Origin of the sequence: Nocardia sp. NPDC023733, from assembly GCF_040639775.1 — a bacterium.
In the GTDB taxonomy this organism is placed as follows: domain Bacteria; phylum Actinomycetota; class Actinomycetes; order Mycobacteriales; family Mycobacteriaceae; genus Nocardia; species Nocardia rosealba.
The window spans coordinates 142,177-157,450 of sequence record NZ_JBFAAN010000004.1 but is presented as its reverse complement, the minus strand read 5'-3'; the positions used below and the strand labels follow the sequence as shown (position 1 = coordinate 157,450).

Below are 15,274 nucleotides of genomic sequence, written 5' to 3'. Positions count from 1 at the left end.
GACGTCACGGTACCCGGCGGTGGGCGCCCTACCGGCTCAGATGGACGCGGTGTCGATCACGAACCGGTACTGCACATCGCTGGCGACGACCCGGTCGTAGGCGGAATCGATGTCGTCGGCGGAGATGAGCTCGATCTCGGCGCCGATGCCGTGCGAGGCACAGAAATTCAGCATCTCCTGGGTCTGCGCGAGCCCGCCGATCATCGAACCCGACAGGGAGCGGCGGAAACCGGCCAGATTACGGCCGGTGACGCTCATCGGCTTCTCCGGCAGACCGAGGATCACCAGGGTGCCGTCGAGGGCGAGCAGCCGCAGGTAGTTGTCGATGGGCAGGTCGGCCGAGACGGTGTTGATGATGAGGTCGAACTCGCCGCGCAGCCTGCGGAAAGTCTCCTTGTCGCTGGTGGCGTAGTAGTTGCTGGCGCCCATGCGCAGGCCGTCGTCGCGCTTGCGCAGCGACTGGCTCAGCACCGTCACCTCGGCACCGAGCGCGGCGGCGATCTTCACCCCGACGTGCCCGAGCCCGCCCATGCCGATGATCGCGACCTTCTTACCGGGGCCAGCGCCCCAGTGCCGTAACGGCGAATACAAGGTGATGCCCGCGCACAGCAACGGTGCGGCGACGTCGAGGCCGATGCCCTCGGGAATGCCGACGACGAACTTCTCGTCGACGACGATGTGGGTGGAGTACCCGCCCATGGTGTACCCGCCGGGCTGGACCTCCTCGGGGACGGGGTTGTTGTAGGTCCAGGTGGCGCCCTTGGCGCAGTACTGCTCCTCACCGGCCAGGCACGGAGCGCATTTGCCGCACGAATTCACCAGACAGCCCACCCCGACGCGGTCGCCCACCTGATACTTGCGCACCGACGACCCGACCGCGCTGACGATGCCCGCGATCTCGTGCCCCGGCACGCACGGGTACCGCGCCCCACCCCATTCGTTACGTGCGGTGTGGATGTCGGAGTGGCAGATGCCCGCGAATTTGATGTCGATCGCGACATCGTCGGGTCCGAGCGCACGGCGTTCGATCGCGACCTTCTCGAAGGAACCGTCGGCGGACGGCAGGGCATAGGCGGCAGCGGTGCTCATGGGTATATGCCTACCGCTGCATACGAGGTTTGCCAACCGCCGCGTACCGGATGTCGATAGGGCCGGACCCGAGCCGGGGGACAATGGGAAGGGTCGGCCCGCGAGAGAGGACGTGCGCGTGCAACGTGGATCACGGGTGCTCATGGCGCTGGTCGTCGCGCTGCTCGCCCTCGGCGGTGTCCTCGGATATCGCGGTGAGCTGGGGCTCGAGCGGGCCGCCCCGCAGGAATTCGTCGCGGCGACGCCTGCGCCCGTGCCGCTGGATCCGGGCCTGGTCGCCGCGCAGGTGCAGCCCGCGCTGGTCAATATCTCGGTCGACGCGAGCCGGTTCGGAACCGCGGCCGCCGGGTCGGGCATCGTGCTCACCGGCGACGGGGAGATCCTCACCAGCCACCACGTCATCAAGGGCGCCGAGGACGTGTCGGTCACCGACGTGGGTACCGGTCTGCGCTACCCGGCCACCGTGCTCGGTTACGACTCGAGCGCCGACGTCGCCCTGCTGGCGCTGGCGGGCGCCTCGGGGTTGCCGACCGCGCGGATCGGTTCCTCGGCCGGGCTGCGGTTACGCCAGGATGTGCTCGCCATCGGCGACGCGGGCGGCGACGGTGGTGAGCAGACCTCGGTGGCCGGGCCGATCACCGACCTGGACGCCAGCATCGTCGCGATGAACTCCGCGGACCTGAGCCGCAAATCGTTGCGCGGGATGGTGGAGATCGCGGCACCGGTGGTGGGTGGGCAGTCCGGTGGGGCGCTGGCCGACGGCACGGGCGCGGTGGTCGGCGTCATCACCGCCGCCTCCGGTGATCGCGGCACGCAGGACCGGCAGCCCAAACCGGCGCACGGTTACGCGGTGCCCATCGACACGGCCATGCGGATCGTCGCCCAGATCCGCTCGGGCACGCCGACCGACAGTGTGCACATCGGCCCGACCGCCACCCTCGGCGTGCAGATCGTCGACGCGAAACCGGCGGGCGCGCGGGTCGATTGGGCCTTCTTCGGGCAACCGGCCCGCGCCGCCGGGATCAGTGACGGTGACGTGGTGACCGCCGTCGACGGCGCGTCGATCACCACCGCCCGGGCGCTGAGCGCGGCCATCGGCAGGCGCAAACCGGGCGACGTGGTCCGCCTCGATGTCACCGCGCCCGACGGCAGCACCCGCGTCGTCGACGTGGTGCTCGCCGAGGGCACGCCCAACTAGACCTTGCTCAGCCAGTAGTCCTGGAACTTCAGGAACATCAGCAGCAGCACCACGGCGTAGAACACGACGACGAGCGTCCAGCGCCATTCGGCCAGAATTCCCATCGGCCCACGCGAGCCACCCCAGGTCTCCTGGGTGGCCACCGCGAACAGCACCGGCACAGCCACCCACACCACCATGCAGTACGGGCACAGCGCGTTGATGCGGTACAGGCTCTGGAAGATCAGCCAGCAGATCGCGGCGACACCGAGGACCGTACCGACCCAGAGCGAACCCCAGATCCAGCGCGGGAAACCCACACCGATCACCGAGAGCACGCCGAGCGTCACCACCACCGAGAACCCGACGATGCCGATGATCGGATTCGGGAAGCCGAACACGGCGGCCTGCTGGGTCTGCATGATCGACCCGCACGACAGCACCGAGTCGAAGTTGCACGAGGCCATGTAGGTGGGATCGGTGAACAGCTTGAACCGTTCGACGGTGAGCGTGCACGACGCCAGCCACCCGGCCAGCCCGGCGATCAGCAGCAGCCAGGCCGAGCGTGCCGACGCGGTGATCACTTGGCCGCGTCGGCGATCACGGACGCCAGGCCGTCTTCGGTGTAGACGGCGTTGCTCTCGATCAGCTCACCGTTGACGAAGACCGACGGTGTGCCCTTGAGTCCGCTGGTCAGCAGGGTCTGGGTGGTCTTGGCGAGGGGGTCGGCCATGGCCTTGTCGTTGATGCAGGTGGCCACGGCCGGATCGGTGTACCCGGTCTCGTTCGCGATGGCCACGAGCTGCTCGTTGCTCAGGCCCGCGCCGCCCTCGGCGGGCTGACGGTGGAACATCAGCTGCAGCCAGTTCGGGAATTTGTTCGCGTCCGAGCGGGCCACGCAGTAGGCGGCGTTGCCCGCGCGCGAGGAGTACTGGTTCGTCGACGCCTTGTCGAGGAAGGAGATGATCTGGTACTCGACCGAGGCCGTGCCGTCGGCCGCGGCCTTGGCCAGGGCGAGGCCGTTGGCGGTCTCGAACTGCTTGCACGCCGGGCACTGCAGGTCGGCGACGACGCGCACCTTCACCTTGGCGTCGGGGTTGCCGATCAGCACGCTGCCCGACGGGGTGACCGTGCCGACGGTCGCGGGCAGCGTTGGCAGTCCCTCGGCCCCCGTGGTACCGCTGCCGGTACTGGTGTCGGAATCGGATCGGTTCATCGCGATTCCGATACCGATCGCCGCGACCAGCGCCACCAACACCGCTGCGACACCGACCTGGATCGCCAGCTTGCGCTTCTTGTCGGCGGCCTCTGCCGCCGCAAGCGGATTCTTGCTGCCCGTGCTCACCGTTGTCACACGCCTTTCGCTCGTCTGCTCCACGACATCATGCGGGCCGAACCTGAGAGTTTGTTCAAAGACAGGGTCAGGACTGATCGAGCAGGCGCAGCTGTTCGGCCACGTCGAAATTCGCGCCGGGCCAGTCCAGGTTCAGGCCGGTGAGCGCGTCGATCAGTAGTTCGGTGACAGCCAGCCGCGAATACCATTTCTGATCGGCGGGCAGCACGTACCACGGAGCGTAATCGGTATTCGTGCGATCGAGAACGGCCTGGTAGGCCTTCTGGTATTCGGGCCAGAAGGCGCGTTCGGTGATGTCGGCCGGGTTGAACTTCCAGTACTTGTCCGGTCGTTCCAGGCGGGCGCGCAGCCTGCGCTTCTGTTCGTCGAGGGAGACGAACATGGCGACCTTGACGATGGTCGTCCCGGAGTCGGCGACCTCTTTCTCGAAGGCGTTGATCTTGTCGTAGCGCTGCTCCCATTCGGCCTGCGGTACCAGGCCGTGCACCCGGACCACCAGCACGTCCTCGTAGTGGGAGCGGTCGAAGACGCCGAGCTGGCCGGGAGCGGGCAGGCGTTTGCGGATGCGCCACAGGAAGTCGTGCGCCCGCTCCTCCTCGGTGGGCACCCCGAAGGAGGCGTGGTCGACGCCCTGCGGGTCGACCGAACCGATCACGTGCCGCACGATGCCGCCCTTACCCGCGGTGTCCATGCCCTGCAGGATCAGCAGCACCCGACGGTCACCACCGGTGCGTCCGTGCGCGAACAGCTTCTCCTGCAACACCGACAGCACCTCGCCGCGTTCGGGCAGCATCGACTTGCCCAGCTGCTTGCCGCCGAGGAAACCGGGCGTGGCCGAGGTGTCGATATCGGCGATGCGCAGCCCGTCGGCGCGCAGGGCGGTGGTGACGGGTTCGGTCCACAGATTCGCCATCAGCCATGCCTACCACTAGTCGCGGCGGGTCTGCCAGCACGCCACCCCGGCGGGGTCGGCGATCTCGGCCCGGTGCACGTACACCGGGTCCTTGCCCGCGCGGCGCTGAGTGCGGTAGTCGGCGAGCAGCCGGAACGCCACCGCGCCCAGCGGCAGGATCGCGGTGAGGTTGACCAGGGCCATCACGCCCATGAATACGTCGGCCAGGTTCCAGATCAGCGCCACCGAGCCGAGCGCGCCGCCGAATACCGCGACCAGCACCAGCACCCGGAAGACGGTGAGCAGGCGCGGATGATCGGTGATGAACTCGATATTGGCGCGGCCGTAGTAGAAGTTTCCGATCATCGAACTGAACGCGAGCATGAACACCACCGCGGTGAGCACGTGCCCCGCCCAGCTGCCGAGGGTGGTGTGCAGCGCGGTCTGGGTGAGGTCGGCGCTGTGCCGCTCCGACAGGTCCGGGTCGCTGGTCAGGATGATGAACGCGGTGATGGAGCAGACGAGAAGCGTGTCGAAGTAGACGCCGAGCGACTGCACGAGCCCCTGCTTCACCGGATGCGAGACATCCGCTGCCGCGGCGGCATTCGGGGAGGAGCCGAGACCGGCCTCGTTGGAGAACATGCCGCGCCGGATGCCCTGGGTGATGGCCATGCCGATACCGCCGCCGACCACCTCCCGCAAGCCGAACGCCCCGCCGACGATATCGGCGAGCACCCGTGGCAGGTCGTCGAGATTCAGCGCGACCACGGCGATGCCGAGCAGCAGGTACACCATGGCCATCACCGGGACGAGCACCTCGGTGATGCGGCTGATGCGGCGCACTCCACCGAAGATCACCAGGCCGAGCAGGACGACCAGCGCCAGCCCGACCAGCGGTGCGAACCAGTCGCCGTCGATCGCCGTCAGCGAGGCCCGGCTGGTGGCGACGATGGTGTTGGCCTGCACGGCGTTGAAGACGAAACCGAAAGTCAGCGTGATGACCACCGCGAAGATCAGGCCCTGCCAGCGCCGGCCGAGACCGTGCTGCATGTAGTAGGCGGGACCGCCACGGAAGGTGCCGGGTTCGTGTTCGGGTCGCTTGTAGAGCTGGGCGAGCGTGGATTCCACGAAGGCCGACGCGGCACCGAGCGTGGCCATCGCCCACATCCAGAACACCGCACCCGGCCCGCCCACACTGATGGCGGTGGCGACGCCGGCGATATTGCCGGTGCCGACCCGCGCGGCCGCGGAGATGCTGAAGGCACCGAACGCCGACACCGACCGCTTGCCGTCGGCGGCGGGGGTGCCCTTCTCGGCGACCACCCGGAACATCTCCGGCAGGAACCGCAACTGCACAACCCCGCTGCGCGCGGTGAAATACACCCCGGTCACGATCACCAGCGGGATCAGCAACCAGTCCCAGAACACGTTGTTGACATCGACGATCACCGAATTCAGCGTGTCCATGCCCGGCAGGCTACCGCCGGGCTACCGCGGGTCGGCTCAGGCGGGGCGGGTCGCCTCGACGTATTGCATGAAACGGTGCACGCGCTGGGTGATTTCGGTGAGCCCGGAGGTCGCGAACAGGGTGGGGAAGGTGTCGCGGTCGAACAGGCGAAGACCGCTCACGCCCGCGGCCAGGGTGCTCGCCTTACCGAAGAGGTTGTCGTCGCGATAACTGGTGGTGATGGCGATGCGACCGCCCGGCGCGAGGACGCGGATCATCTCGCGGGCGGCGGCGATCGGATCGGGGATCAGGTACAGGGCACCGAAACAACAGACGGCATCGAAGGTTTCGTCGGCGAAGGGCAGGGTGCGGGCGTCGCCGCGCACGTAGCCGACGCGCGGTCCCGCGTTGTCGGCGGCGGCGCGCGCCAGCATCGGCGCGGAGTAGTCCAGGCCGGTGACGAAACCGTCGCCGCTGAGGTGTTCGCTCAGGTAACGCGTGAAATTGCCGGGGCCGCAAGCCAGATCGAGCACCTTCTCCGGCCCGCCCAAGCGCAGCGAGCGCACCGCGTCGCGACGGTCGTCGCCCGTGGTGCGGCCGCTGGCCAGGTAGAACAGGGTGGGACGCCAGGCGTGCTCGTAGATCGCGGCGAGCGCGGGCGCGTTCATGGCTTTGCGAGCCAGGTTCACTGCCGAGCGACCTCGATGGTCATGCCCGCCGCGCGCAGCCGCTCGGTGAGCGCCTCGCCCATGGCGGACGCGGGGGTGAGAATGCCCGCGCGCTCGGGCAATTCGTCGAACGCCAGGCACAGACCGCTCTGGCCGAGCAGCACGGCGGTGGCCTGATAGCCGGGGTCGCCGGTGCCGGAGAACGTCGCCTGGTACTTGGCGCCGGAACTGGTGCGGGCGAAGGTCTTCATCGTGAACCAGCCGCTGCGGCGGGCCTTTTCGTCCGGGCCGGTGCCGGGCTTGGGCAGGATGCGGTCGAGCAGTTTGCGGCCGAGCGACACCCGCGACAGCACCGCTCCCGAGGTCATCCCGGCCACGATACCGCCCGCGATACCCGCCGCCACCAGCGGTGCGGTGGCCGAGGTGCCCGCGTTCATCACCTCGCGGTAGCGGAACTGCTTGCCGTAGGGCCAGCCGAGCAGGCCGTTGCTGCGGCGGACCACCTTGGTGTTGTGCGAGGCCATGATGAATGTGGTGACCCAGCCGTGCAGGCTCGGATCGATGCTGTCGGCGCGGGCGAGGGCCTGGTCGGTCTGCCTGCCGACATCGGGGTCCATGCTGCGATCGGGGCTCAGCGAGTACGGGTGCGCCAGGATCTTCGCGCGCCCGGAGTCGGCGGCGATGTCCTCCATCATGGCGCGACCGGAGTCGATGGTTCCGCCGCTCATCCCGCCCTTGAGGTAGGCGACCAGCGTGGTGTCCTCCAGCTCGCCGGTGTTGTCGGCGACCGAGGCGCGGTAGATCTCGTACACGCTCAGATCCGACGGAATCGAGTCGTAGCCACAGGAATTCACGATCTTGGCGCCCGAGTCGACGGCGGCCTGCTCGAACTGCTCGATCGCGTCGTGGATGAACAGCGGTTCGCCGGTGAGGTCGGCGTAGTGGGTGCCCGCGGCGGCGCACGCACCGAGCAGCGGCAGACCGTAGCGCAGGTACGGCCCGACCGTGGTGACCACGACCTTGGTGCGCTCGGCCATCGCCGCGAGCGAGGTCGCGTCGGTCGAATCGGCGACCACCAGATCCCAGGACGCGGCAGCTGGACCGAGCTCCTCGCGCACGGCGGCGAGCTTGTCGCGCGAACGGCCCGCCAGCGCGATCTTCGCGGTGTCGGGTGCGGCGGTGAGCAGGTACTCGGCGGTGAGTTTGCCGACGAAGCCCGTGGCGCCGAACAGGATCAGGTCGAACTCGCGGTCTTGCGGCACAAAGGAGCCTTTCATCGGGTGGTTGCCTTGCGGGGGCGCGTCTTCTTCACCGGTTTCGGTGGGTGGGTGCGCAGCCAATCATGATGGGCGATGCCGAGTTCGGTGATCGGCGGCTCGTCGTAGAGCCATTCGCGAGCGATCGAATGCCAGTTGTTGGTCGCGTCGAGCTGGCCGAGCATGCCGAAGGTGAGGAAGTCGGCGCGGCGGGAGAACAGGTGCTCGGGCGGCAGATTCTGCTGCTTCATCCCGGTGAACTCGCTGGCCCTCGGGTCGACGGCGAGCAGGAAAGCCCCGCTGGCCAGCTCGGGGGTGATGGTGAGGACCTCGTCGACAAGACACCACTCGGAGGCGGCGAGCACGTATTCGAGGCACTCCTCGGCGCCGATCTCGTCGGGCGAATCGATCACACCGCGATCGATCATCAACTGGCGCAGGTCTTCCGAACGTTCCTCGGCGGCCGCGCGCAGGCACAGTTTCTCGAAGTGGACCAGTTTCGGGTCCATCCGGTTGAACAGGCCGAAATCCAGGAACGCCACCCGGCCGTCGGGCGCGAGCAGCACATTGCCCGGATGCGGGTCGCCGCAGAACTCGTTGAACGTGAACAGCGAACCCACGTAGAAGCGGTAGACGATCTCGCCGATCCGGTTGCGCTCGGAGTCGGGCAGCGTGCGCATCTCGTCGAATCCGGCGCCGTCGACGAACTCGCTCACCAGCACCCGGGTGGTCGACAACTCGGGCACGGCCGAGGGAACGAAGATGAACGGGTGGTCGCGGTAGAGGTGCGCGATCTCGCTCTGCGTCGCCGCCTCGGCCCGGTAGTCGAGTTCGGCCTCCATGTTGAGCTTCAGCTCGTCGAGCACGGCCGGGGTGATCCACGGCATGGCCGAGGCGAGCACCCGCCGGAACATGGTGAGGTTCTTCAGATCGGCGCGGACCGCCACGTCGACGCCGGGGTACTGCACCTTCACCGCCACTCGCCTGCCGTCGGCGAGGGTGGCGCGATACACCTGGCCGATCGAGGCGGCGGCGATCGGCTCGGGGTCGAACTCGGCGAACACGTCCGCCAGCGGGCGGCCGTAATCCTGCTCGATCACCGCGCGCATGTTCTCGAACGACACCGTCGGTGCCGCGTTGCGCAAGACGGCAAGACGCTGCTGGAACCGATCGCGATGGTCCTCGGGGACCAGGTCCAGATCCAGCACCGACATCATCTGGCCCAGCTTCATGGCCACGCCCTTCATGGTGCCGAGCACCATGACCACCTGCTCGGTGGTGCGGATCATCGACTCCTCGGCCATCTTCGCGCGCACGGCCTCGGACCTGCCGCGCATCGACAACCGGGTCTTCTTGGAACGGATGACCGAACTCGCCGCCACCGCCCCCAGCTTCGTGCCACGGGCAAGCCGGGATGTCGGCACGTTCTTCGCCATCGAGGTACCTCCGTTGGTGCCGACGTGCACGCTGCCCGAACGCCTGACGGCGCACGGCAACCTCGCGGTGACACAAGCCACAGCGCCCCGCTCGGTTCAGCGTAACCAACCGCGCGACGATGTCGAGCCCGGGACGGCGATATCTGGTATCAGCGCTGGTCAGGACTCCGGAAGTGGCGGTAGAACGTGTGTCTGCTCGGTGAAGACAGCAGGCGAGCCACCCGCGCGAGCGATGCCCTCGATCGCGCTCCAGGCCATCATCGTGAGGTAGTCGATGACGTCCTGGCGCGGCATCGCCTTGTCGGTGGTCGTCCACCAGTGGGTGGCCAGCTGGATGCCGCCGACCAGCACGTAGGACCACAGCATCGCGCCGTCGGTGCGGATGCCCTTGGCGCCGGCCCGGTCGATGAGCACGGCGGTGACCACCTCGGCGAACAGGCGCTCGAACTCGGCGAGCGAGGCATTGTCGCCGCTGCCGTTGTGCATGATGAACCGGTAGACCTCGGGGTCGTCGTCGACGGTCCCCACGTATTCGGTCATGGCGGCCCGCACCAGCTGGTACTCGTCGGCATCGAGGCTGATGGCGCCGTACACGCGCGGCAGCAGCGTGGTCTCGATGAAGCGCTGCATGGTGGCGTGCACCAGGTCGTTCTTGTCGGCGAAGTACCGGTACAGCACGGTCTTGGACACGCCGATCTCGGCGGCGATCTCGTCCATGCCCGCCTGCGCGCCGCGCACGCGGATGGCGTTGAGGGTGCCGTCGACGAGCTCCTCGCGCCGGTCGATCTTGTGCTGGCGCCACCGCCTCTTGCGGCCGTCGACGGGACCCGCGCCGCGCACGGCGGAACCCCGACCGGTCTGCTCGCCGATCTCGACAAGGTCTTCGGTGGACAGGACAGCCCCCTTGCGATCGATGTGGCGTCTCTCGCGATACAGCTTATGCCTGCCGATGTGGGGTGGCGCTCGTTTAGGCGACGTTGGGGGATTTACCACAGGCCGGCGTCGGCGCGGCGGCATTTCGCACAGCAGAATGGGGGCCATGGAGAAAGCTCCCGGCAACACGGCGGTGCTCACGCCGCGCACCGCACCGGCGCAGCCCGCCGGGTTCGCGGATCTGACCGACGAGGCGGGCAAACGACGCGACCTGTTCAAGATGAAGGCCCTCGCCACCGGCTTCCTGCTGGTGGCGACAGTGATCTATCTGCTGTGCCGCTGGCTCGAGTCACGCGGTGGCGGCGGCGCATGGGTGGGTTATGTGCGCGCGGCCTCGGAGGCGGGCATGGTCGGCGCGCTGGCCGACTGGTTCGCGGTGACGGCGTTGTTCAAGCACCCGCTCGGCTTGCCCATTCCGCATACCGCGATCATCCGCAAGAAGAAGGACCAGCTCGGCGAGAGCCTCGGCGCGTTCGTCGGCACCAATTTCCTCGCTCCCGATGTGGTGTCGGCCCGGCTCGACGCGGCCCAGATCTCGCTGCGGGTCGGGCGGTGGATGGCCACACCGGCCAACGCGGCGCGGGTGGCGCAGGAGAGTTCGACCATCCTGACCGCCGTGGTCGGCGTGCTGCGTGACGAGGACGTCGAGCAGATCATCGACAACACCATCGTCAAGCGCCTCGCCGAACCGCAATGGGGTCCGCCGCTCGGTCGGGTGCTCTCGGAGCTGATCGCCGACAACCGGCAGCTGCCGCTGATCGATCTGCTCGCCGAGCGGGCGCATCAGTGGGCGCTCGGTTCACAGGAGACGATCGACCGGATCGTGTTGCGCGACGCGCCGCAATGGGCGCCGAAATTCGTCAACACATTGTTGTCGGAGCGGATCTACCGGGAATTGGTGGAATTCACCTGGAAGGTGCGTTCGGACCCCGACCACGAACTGCGTCTGGCCGCCACTCGATTCCTGCAGGATTTCGCCGACGACCTGCAGCACGACGATGCCATGATCGCGAAGGCGGAAAAGGTGAAGGCCGAGATCATGGGCCGCGAACAGATCACCGGAATGGCGGAGGCCACCTGGCGTGCGGCCAAGCGATTGATTCTCGAGTCGGCGAACGACCCCGATTCCACGTTGCGACGCAAAGTGGCGGAGAATGTGCAACAGCTGGGTGAACAGTTGCGTGACGATCCGGCGATGCGTGGCAAGGTCGATGGGTGGATCGACCGGGGGGCGCGCTATCTGGTCGGTAACTACGCCGCCGAGATCTCGACGCTGGTGACCGATACGGTCGCCCGCTGGGACGCCGACGAGGCGAGCCGGAAGATCGAATTGCAGGTGGGCCGGGACCTGCAATTCATCAGGATCAACGGCACGGTCGTCGGATCGCTGGCCGGCCTGGCGATCTACACGATCTCGCAGCTGCTGTTCCACTGATTCCGGGCGTTCGCCCGGCGGCTGCTAACTGTAGTGCTTGCAAGAGCTAGCACCCTGACCTAGTATTGACCGTACAACGCCAGAAGGTGAGTGATGGCAGACCAACCCGAGAACCGAGTCGTCCACGCGGCTCAAGACATCGGAGGGTTCATCAGGTCCCAGCGCGAAGCCGCGCAGGTGTCCTTACGTCAACTCGCCGCGCTGGCGGGGGTGAGTAATCCGTACCTGAGCCAGATCGAACGCGGATTACGAAACCCCTCCGCCGAAGTACTCGCGCAGATCGCCAAGGCGCTGCGGGTTTCTTCGGAGGTGTTGTATGTGCGGGCCGGATATTTGGAACAGCGCCCGCACAGCCCGGTCCGGGACGCCCTGCTGGCCGACACTTCGGTGACCGAACGGCAGAAACAGGTGTTGCTGGAAATCTATGAGTCGTTTCGCCGGGAAAACGGGGAAGAAACCGGCTCAGGGGGGAACGAACGGGACAGCGACGTTTCGTTCACGACAATTGACACTCCGCCACACCAGGAGAGCGAAGACTGATGACCGAGAAGACCGCTACCGTGACCAAGCCGCTGTTCGCCACCGTCGGCGCCGGTGATGCCATCTACACCGCCGTGAACGAGGTCGTCGCCGACGTCCGCGAGCGGGTCGCCACCACCGATGCCAAGGCCCGTGTCGAAGAGGCCCGCGAGCGCATCGCCAATGTGCCCGCCGACGTGCAGGCACAGTTCGACACCATCCGCGAGCGCCTCGCCGGCCTGCCCTCGGAGCTGCCGGAGGACCTCGCCGAGCTGCGCGAGAAGTTCACCCCCGAGGAGCTGCGCAAGCTGGCCGAGCAGTACTACCGCCAGGCTCTCGACATCTACGCCGACCTCGCCGTGCGCGGTGAGGAGACCGTCGAGCGGCTGCGTGCCAACGAGGCCGTCGACGAGCAGATCGGTCGCGTCGAGTCCCTGTACAAGGATGCCTCCACCCGCGCCGAGGAAGCCCTCGCCAAGGTCACCGACCTGCTGGGCCGTGGCAAGGAAGAGGCGCAGGCCGCTGCCGCCGAGGCCGCCGCTGTGGTCGAGGCCGAGGTCGTCGCCGTGACCGACGAGGCCGCCCCGGCCAAGGCGCCCGCCGCCAAGAAGGCGCCGGCCAAGAAGGCCCCCGCGAAGAAGGCCGCACCCAAGAAGGTGTAACCCTTCACCGCCGACAGCGGCCCCGCGCACCCCTGGTGTGTGGGGCCGCTGTTCGTATGATGGGGGAGTGAATGTGGTGCATGGAGTGACGGGGATGATTTTGCTGGTCCTGTGGCTGGCAGCCTTCGGTGCGACGGTGTTCGCGCTGATCCATGCCGTGCGTCAGCGGCCGGACGCGTTTACGGCCGTCGACAAGATGACCAAGCCGATCTGGCTGGCGATCCTGGCGGGTGCGCTGGTGTTCCTGCTGCTGGGGATCAGCGGGTTCGGCATGCTCACCTCGTTCATCGCGATCATCGCGACCGGTGTGTATCTGGCCGATGTGCGGCCGAAAGTCGACGAGGTGCAGCGCGGGCCGCGCTGGTAAATCGTCGCCGGACCCTCGCGATCGAGCGCTCCCGGTGTTACTGTTTCTATGAGTAACACAAAGGAGTGTGTCGATGCGCGCAATGCTGCCCGCGACCGTGAACGACCTGGTCGATACCGTGACCGCCAGGATCAAGGCCGGACTTGCCGCCCACCGGGCCGATCTGCGGACCCGGACCCACGGCGTGGCGGCCTTCGACCCGCCGACGGTCCCGCACGAGGTGATCCCGGTGGTCACCGCCGACGGCGCCCGGCTGCGTGTGCACGCCTACGGCCCGGTCGACGCACCCGTCATCGTGTTCGCCCACGGTTGGACCTGTTCCATCGAGTACTGGAACGCCCAGATCAACGCCTTCGCCGGCGAGTACCGCGTGATCGCCTACGACCAGCGCGGCCACGGTGAGAGCACCAACGGCTACGCGCGGCCGAGCACCGACCTGCTCGCCGACGATCTGTGCGACGTACTCGACGCGGCGCTGCTGCCCGGCCAGCGCGCGGTGCTCGTCGGCCACAGCATGGGCGGGATGACGCTCATCGCCTGGGCCGGTCGCTACCCCGAACGGGTCGCCGAGCAGGCCGCGGCCGTGCTGCTCACCAACACCGGCGCGCACTCGCTGGTCGAGGTGTCGACCATGGTTCCCGGTCTGAACAAGCCGCTGCGATTGCTGCGCGGCCGGGCCCTGCCCTCGCCGGACTGGCTCGGCAAGCTCATCCTCGGCACCCCGGTGGTGTTCCCGCCGATCGCGCCCGTGCGCTGGATCTTCGCCCGCCAGGTGATGACCCTCGACACAACGCCGGAGAAGCTGAGCTACGCCCTGTCGGTGGTGCGTGGTTGCCCGATGATGACCCGCTCGCGCTACGGCCTGCTGCTGGCCGCGCTGCATCTGGGCGACGCCGCGAGCAACTTCACCGTGCCCACCACCGTGCTCGCCGGTGACCGCGACGACATGACCCCGGCCATTCACGCCGAACGGCTCGCCGAACTGCTGCGCAAGGCGGGCACGCTGGCGAAGTTCGAGGTGCTGCCCACCGGCCACCTCGGCAATGTGGAGCGCTACGACCTGTTCAACCGGGAGCTGCGCGAAGTACTCGCCGCTGTCCGCGAGCCCGCACGCGCCTCTGCCTGAGGGCCTGCGAGGATGAGGGGATGAGTTCTGCCCCTGTGACCTCGGACGACCGTCGGTTCGTGTTGACGCTCGGCTGCCCCGACCGGCCCGGCATCATCGCCAGGATCTCCTCGTTCATCGCCGATTTCGGCGGGTCGATCGTGGAGGCCGGCTATCACTCCGACGGTGACATCGGCTGGTTCTTCACCCGGCAGGCGGTGAAGGCATCGACGGTGCCGTTCGGCATCGATGAACTGCGCACCCGGTTCGCGCAGGTGGCCGCGGAGTTCGGTCCGGAGACCGACTGGCAGCTGCACGACACCGGCGCCCGCCGCCGGGTGGTGCTACTGGTGAGCAAGGACGGGCACTGCCTGCACGACCTGCTCGGCCGCGCGGGGGCCGGTGAGTTGCCCGCCACCATCGAGGCCGTCATCGGCAACCACCCCGACCTGGCCGCGATGACCGAGGCGCACGGGGTGAAGTTCCATCACGTGCCGTTCCCGAAGGACCCGGCCGAGCGCGGTCCGGCGTTCGAGCAGGTGCGTGAACTGGTCGACGTGCACGACCCGCACGCGGTGGTCCTCGCCCGGTTCATGCAGGTGTTGCCCGCCTCGCTGTGCGAGCACTGGGCGGGCCGGGCGATCAATATCCACCACAGCTTCCTGCCGTCGTTCGTCGGCGCCCGCCCCTACCACCAGGCCTACGACCGTGGGGTGAAGCTGATCGGGGCGACCTGCCACTACGTGACCGCCGAGCTGGACGCGGGCCCGATCATCGAGCAGGACGTGATCCGCGTGGATCACGCCGACGACGTGCCCGACATGGTCCGCCAGGGTCGCGATATCGAGCGGGTGGTGCTCGCCCGGGGCCTGCGCTGGCATCTCGAGGGCCGGGTGCTGGTGCACGGTCGGCGCACCGTGGTGTTCGAGTAGGT

General features: G+C 67.9%; 16 protein-coding genes. 7 read left to right on the top strand and 9 right to left on the bottom strand.

Going from position 1 to position 15,274, the window contains the following annotated elements; translation table 11 throughout:
- Nucleotides 1–36: 36 nt before the first annotated feature.
- On the bottom strand, nt 37–1,089 hold the full coding sequence (locus AB0F86_RS19175; protein WP_356985308.1) for an NAD(P)-dependent alcohol dehydrogenase: 1,053 nt from the start codon (nt 1,087–1,089) through the stop codon (nt 37–39).
- A gap of 118 nt (nt 1,090–1,207) precedes the next feature.
- Between AB0F86_RS19175 and AB0F86_RS19170 the strand changes: the two genes are divergently transcribed.
- A complete protein-coding gene (locus tag AB0F86_RS19170) occupies nt 1,208–2,287 on the top strand; it encodes a trypsin-like peptidase domain-containing protein (protein WP_356985307.1) in 1,080 nt (359 codons plus the stop codon).
- On the opposite strand, the gene AB0F86_RS19165 is transcribed toward AB0F86_RS19170, so the two are convergent.
- The 8 genes from AB0F86_RS19165 to AB0F86_RS19130 all read right to left on the bottom strand — a co-directional run bounded on the left by AB0F86_RS19165 (nt 2,284) and on the right by AB0F86_RS19130 (nt 10,159).
- On the bottom strand, nt 2,284–2,850 hold the full coding sequence (locus AB0F86_RS19165; RefSeq protein WP_067484793.1) for a vitamin K epoxide reductase family protein: 567 nt from the start codon (nt 2,848–2,850) through the stop codon (nt 2,284–2,286). The two genes, AB0F86_RS19170 and AB0F86_RS19165, sit on opposite strands and share 4 nt — an antisense overlap.
- A complete protein-coding gene (locus AB0F86_RS19160) occupies nt 2,847–3,611 on the bottom strand; it encodes a DsbA family protein (protein ID WP_356985306.1) in 765 nt (254 codons plus the stop codon). The genes AB0F86_RS19165 and AB0F86_RS19160 overlap by 4 nt, the downstream gene beginning before the upstream one ends.
- 76 nt (nt 3,612–3,687) lie before the next feature.
- Nucleotides 3,688–4,533, bottom strand: coding sequence for a polyphosphate kinase 2 family protein (locus tag AB0F86_RS19155; protein ID WP_356985305.1), 846 nt, complete (start codon nt 4,531–4,533; stop codon nt 3,688–3,690).
- A gap of 15 nt (nt 4,534–4,548) precedes the next feature.
- Complete coding sequence (locus AB0F86_RS19150; RefSeq protein ID WP_356985304.1) at nt 4,549–5,979, bottom strand: alanine/glycine:cation symporter family protein; 1,431 nt, start codon at nt 5,977–5,979, stop codon at nt 4,549–4,551.
- 36 nt (nt 5,980–6,015) lie between these two features.
- On the bottom strand, nt 6,016–6,648 hold the full coding sequence (locus AB0F86_RS19145) for a class I SAM-dependent methyltransferase (RefSeq protein ID WP_067484801.1): 633 nt from the start codon (nt 6,646–6,648) through the stop codon (nt 6,016–6,018).
- A complete protein-coding gene (locus tag AB0F86_RS19140; protein WP_356985303.1) occupies nt 6,645–7,904 on the bottom strand; it encodes a saccharopine dehydrogenase NADP-binding domain-containing protein in 1,260 nt (419 codons plus the stop codon). The genes AB0F86_RS19145 and AB0F86_RS19140 overlap by 4 nt, the downstream gene beginning before the upstream one ends.
- The gene (locus AB0F86_RS19135; RefSeq protein WP_356985302.1) at nt 7,901–9,319 is read right to left on the bottom strand and encodes an AarF/ABC1/UbiB kinase family protein; all 1,419 of its coding nucleotides are present in this window, start codon (nt 9,317–9,319) and stop codon (nt 7,901–7,903) included. The genes AB0F86_RS19140 and AB0F86_RS19135 overlap by 4 nt, the downstream gene beginning before the upstream one ends.
- Nucleotides 9,320–9,478: 159 nt before the next feature.
- Nucleotides 9,479–10,159 (bottom strand): TetR/AcrR family transcriptional regulator, encoded by a 681-nt coding sequence (locus tag AB0F86_RS19130; RefSeq protein ID WP_084475774.1) that lies wholly within the window; start codon nt 10,157–10,159, stop codon nt 9,479–9,481.
- A gap of 313 nt (nt 10,160–10,472) precedes the next feature.
- Between AB0F86_RS19130 and AB0F86_RS19125 the strand changes: the two genes are divergently transcribed.
- From AB0F86_RS19125 to purU, 6 genes are all read left to right on the top strand, one after another.
- Nucleotides 10,473–11,687, top strand: a complete 1,215-nt coding sequence (locus tag AB0F86_RS19125; RefSeq protein ID WP_356985392.1) for a DUF445 family protein — start codon at nt 10,473–10,475, stop codon at nt 11,685–11,687.
- Between the two features lie 93 nt (nt 11,688–11,780).
- Nucleotides 11,781–12,227, top strand: coding sequence for a helix-turn-helix transcriptional regulator (locus tag AB0F86_RS19120; protein WP_067641944.1), 447 nt, complete (start codon nt 11,781–11,783; stop codon nt 12,225–12,227).
- Nucleotides 12,227–12,868: a heparin-binding hemagglutinin gene (locus AB0F86_RS19115; RefSeq protein ID WP_225278472.1), complete on the top strand. Its 642-nt coding sequence runs from the start codon at nt 12,227–12,229 to the stop codon at nt 12,866–12,868. The genes AB0F86_RS19120 and AB0F86_RS19115 overlap by 1 nt, the downstream gene beginning before the upstream one ends.
- 94 nt (nt 12,869–12,962) lie before the next feature.
- On the top strand, nt 12,963–13,235 hold the full coding sequence (locus AB0F86_RS19110; protein ID WP_067485839.1) for a DUF2516 family protein: 273 nt from the start codon (nt 12,963–12,965) through the stop codon (nt 13,233–13,235).
- Between the two features lie 73 nt (nt 13,236–13,308).
- Complete coding sequence (locus tag AB0F86_RS19105) at nt 13,309–14,361, top strand: alpha/beta hydrolase (RefSeq protein WP_356985301.1); 1,053 nt, start codon at nt 13,309–13,311, stop codon at nt 14,359–14,361.
- 20 nt (nt 14,362–14,381) lie between these two features.
- Nucleotides 14,382–15,272, top strand: a complete 891-nt coding sequence (purU, locus tag AB0F86_RS19100) for a formyltetrahydrofolate deformylase (RefSeq protein ID WP_067484813.1) — start codon at nt 14,382–14,384, stop codon at nt 15,270–15,272.
- Nucleotides 15,273–15,274 lie beyond the last annotated feature (2 nt).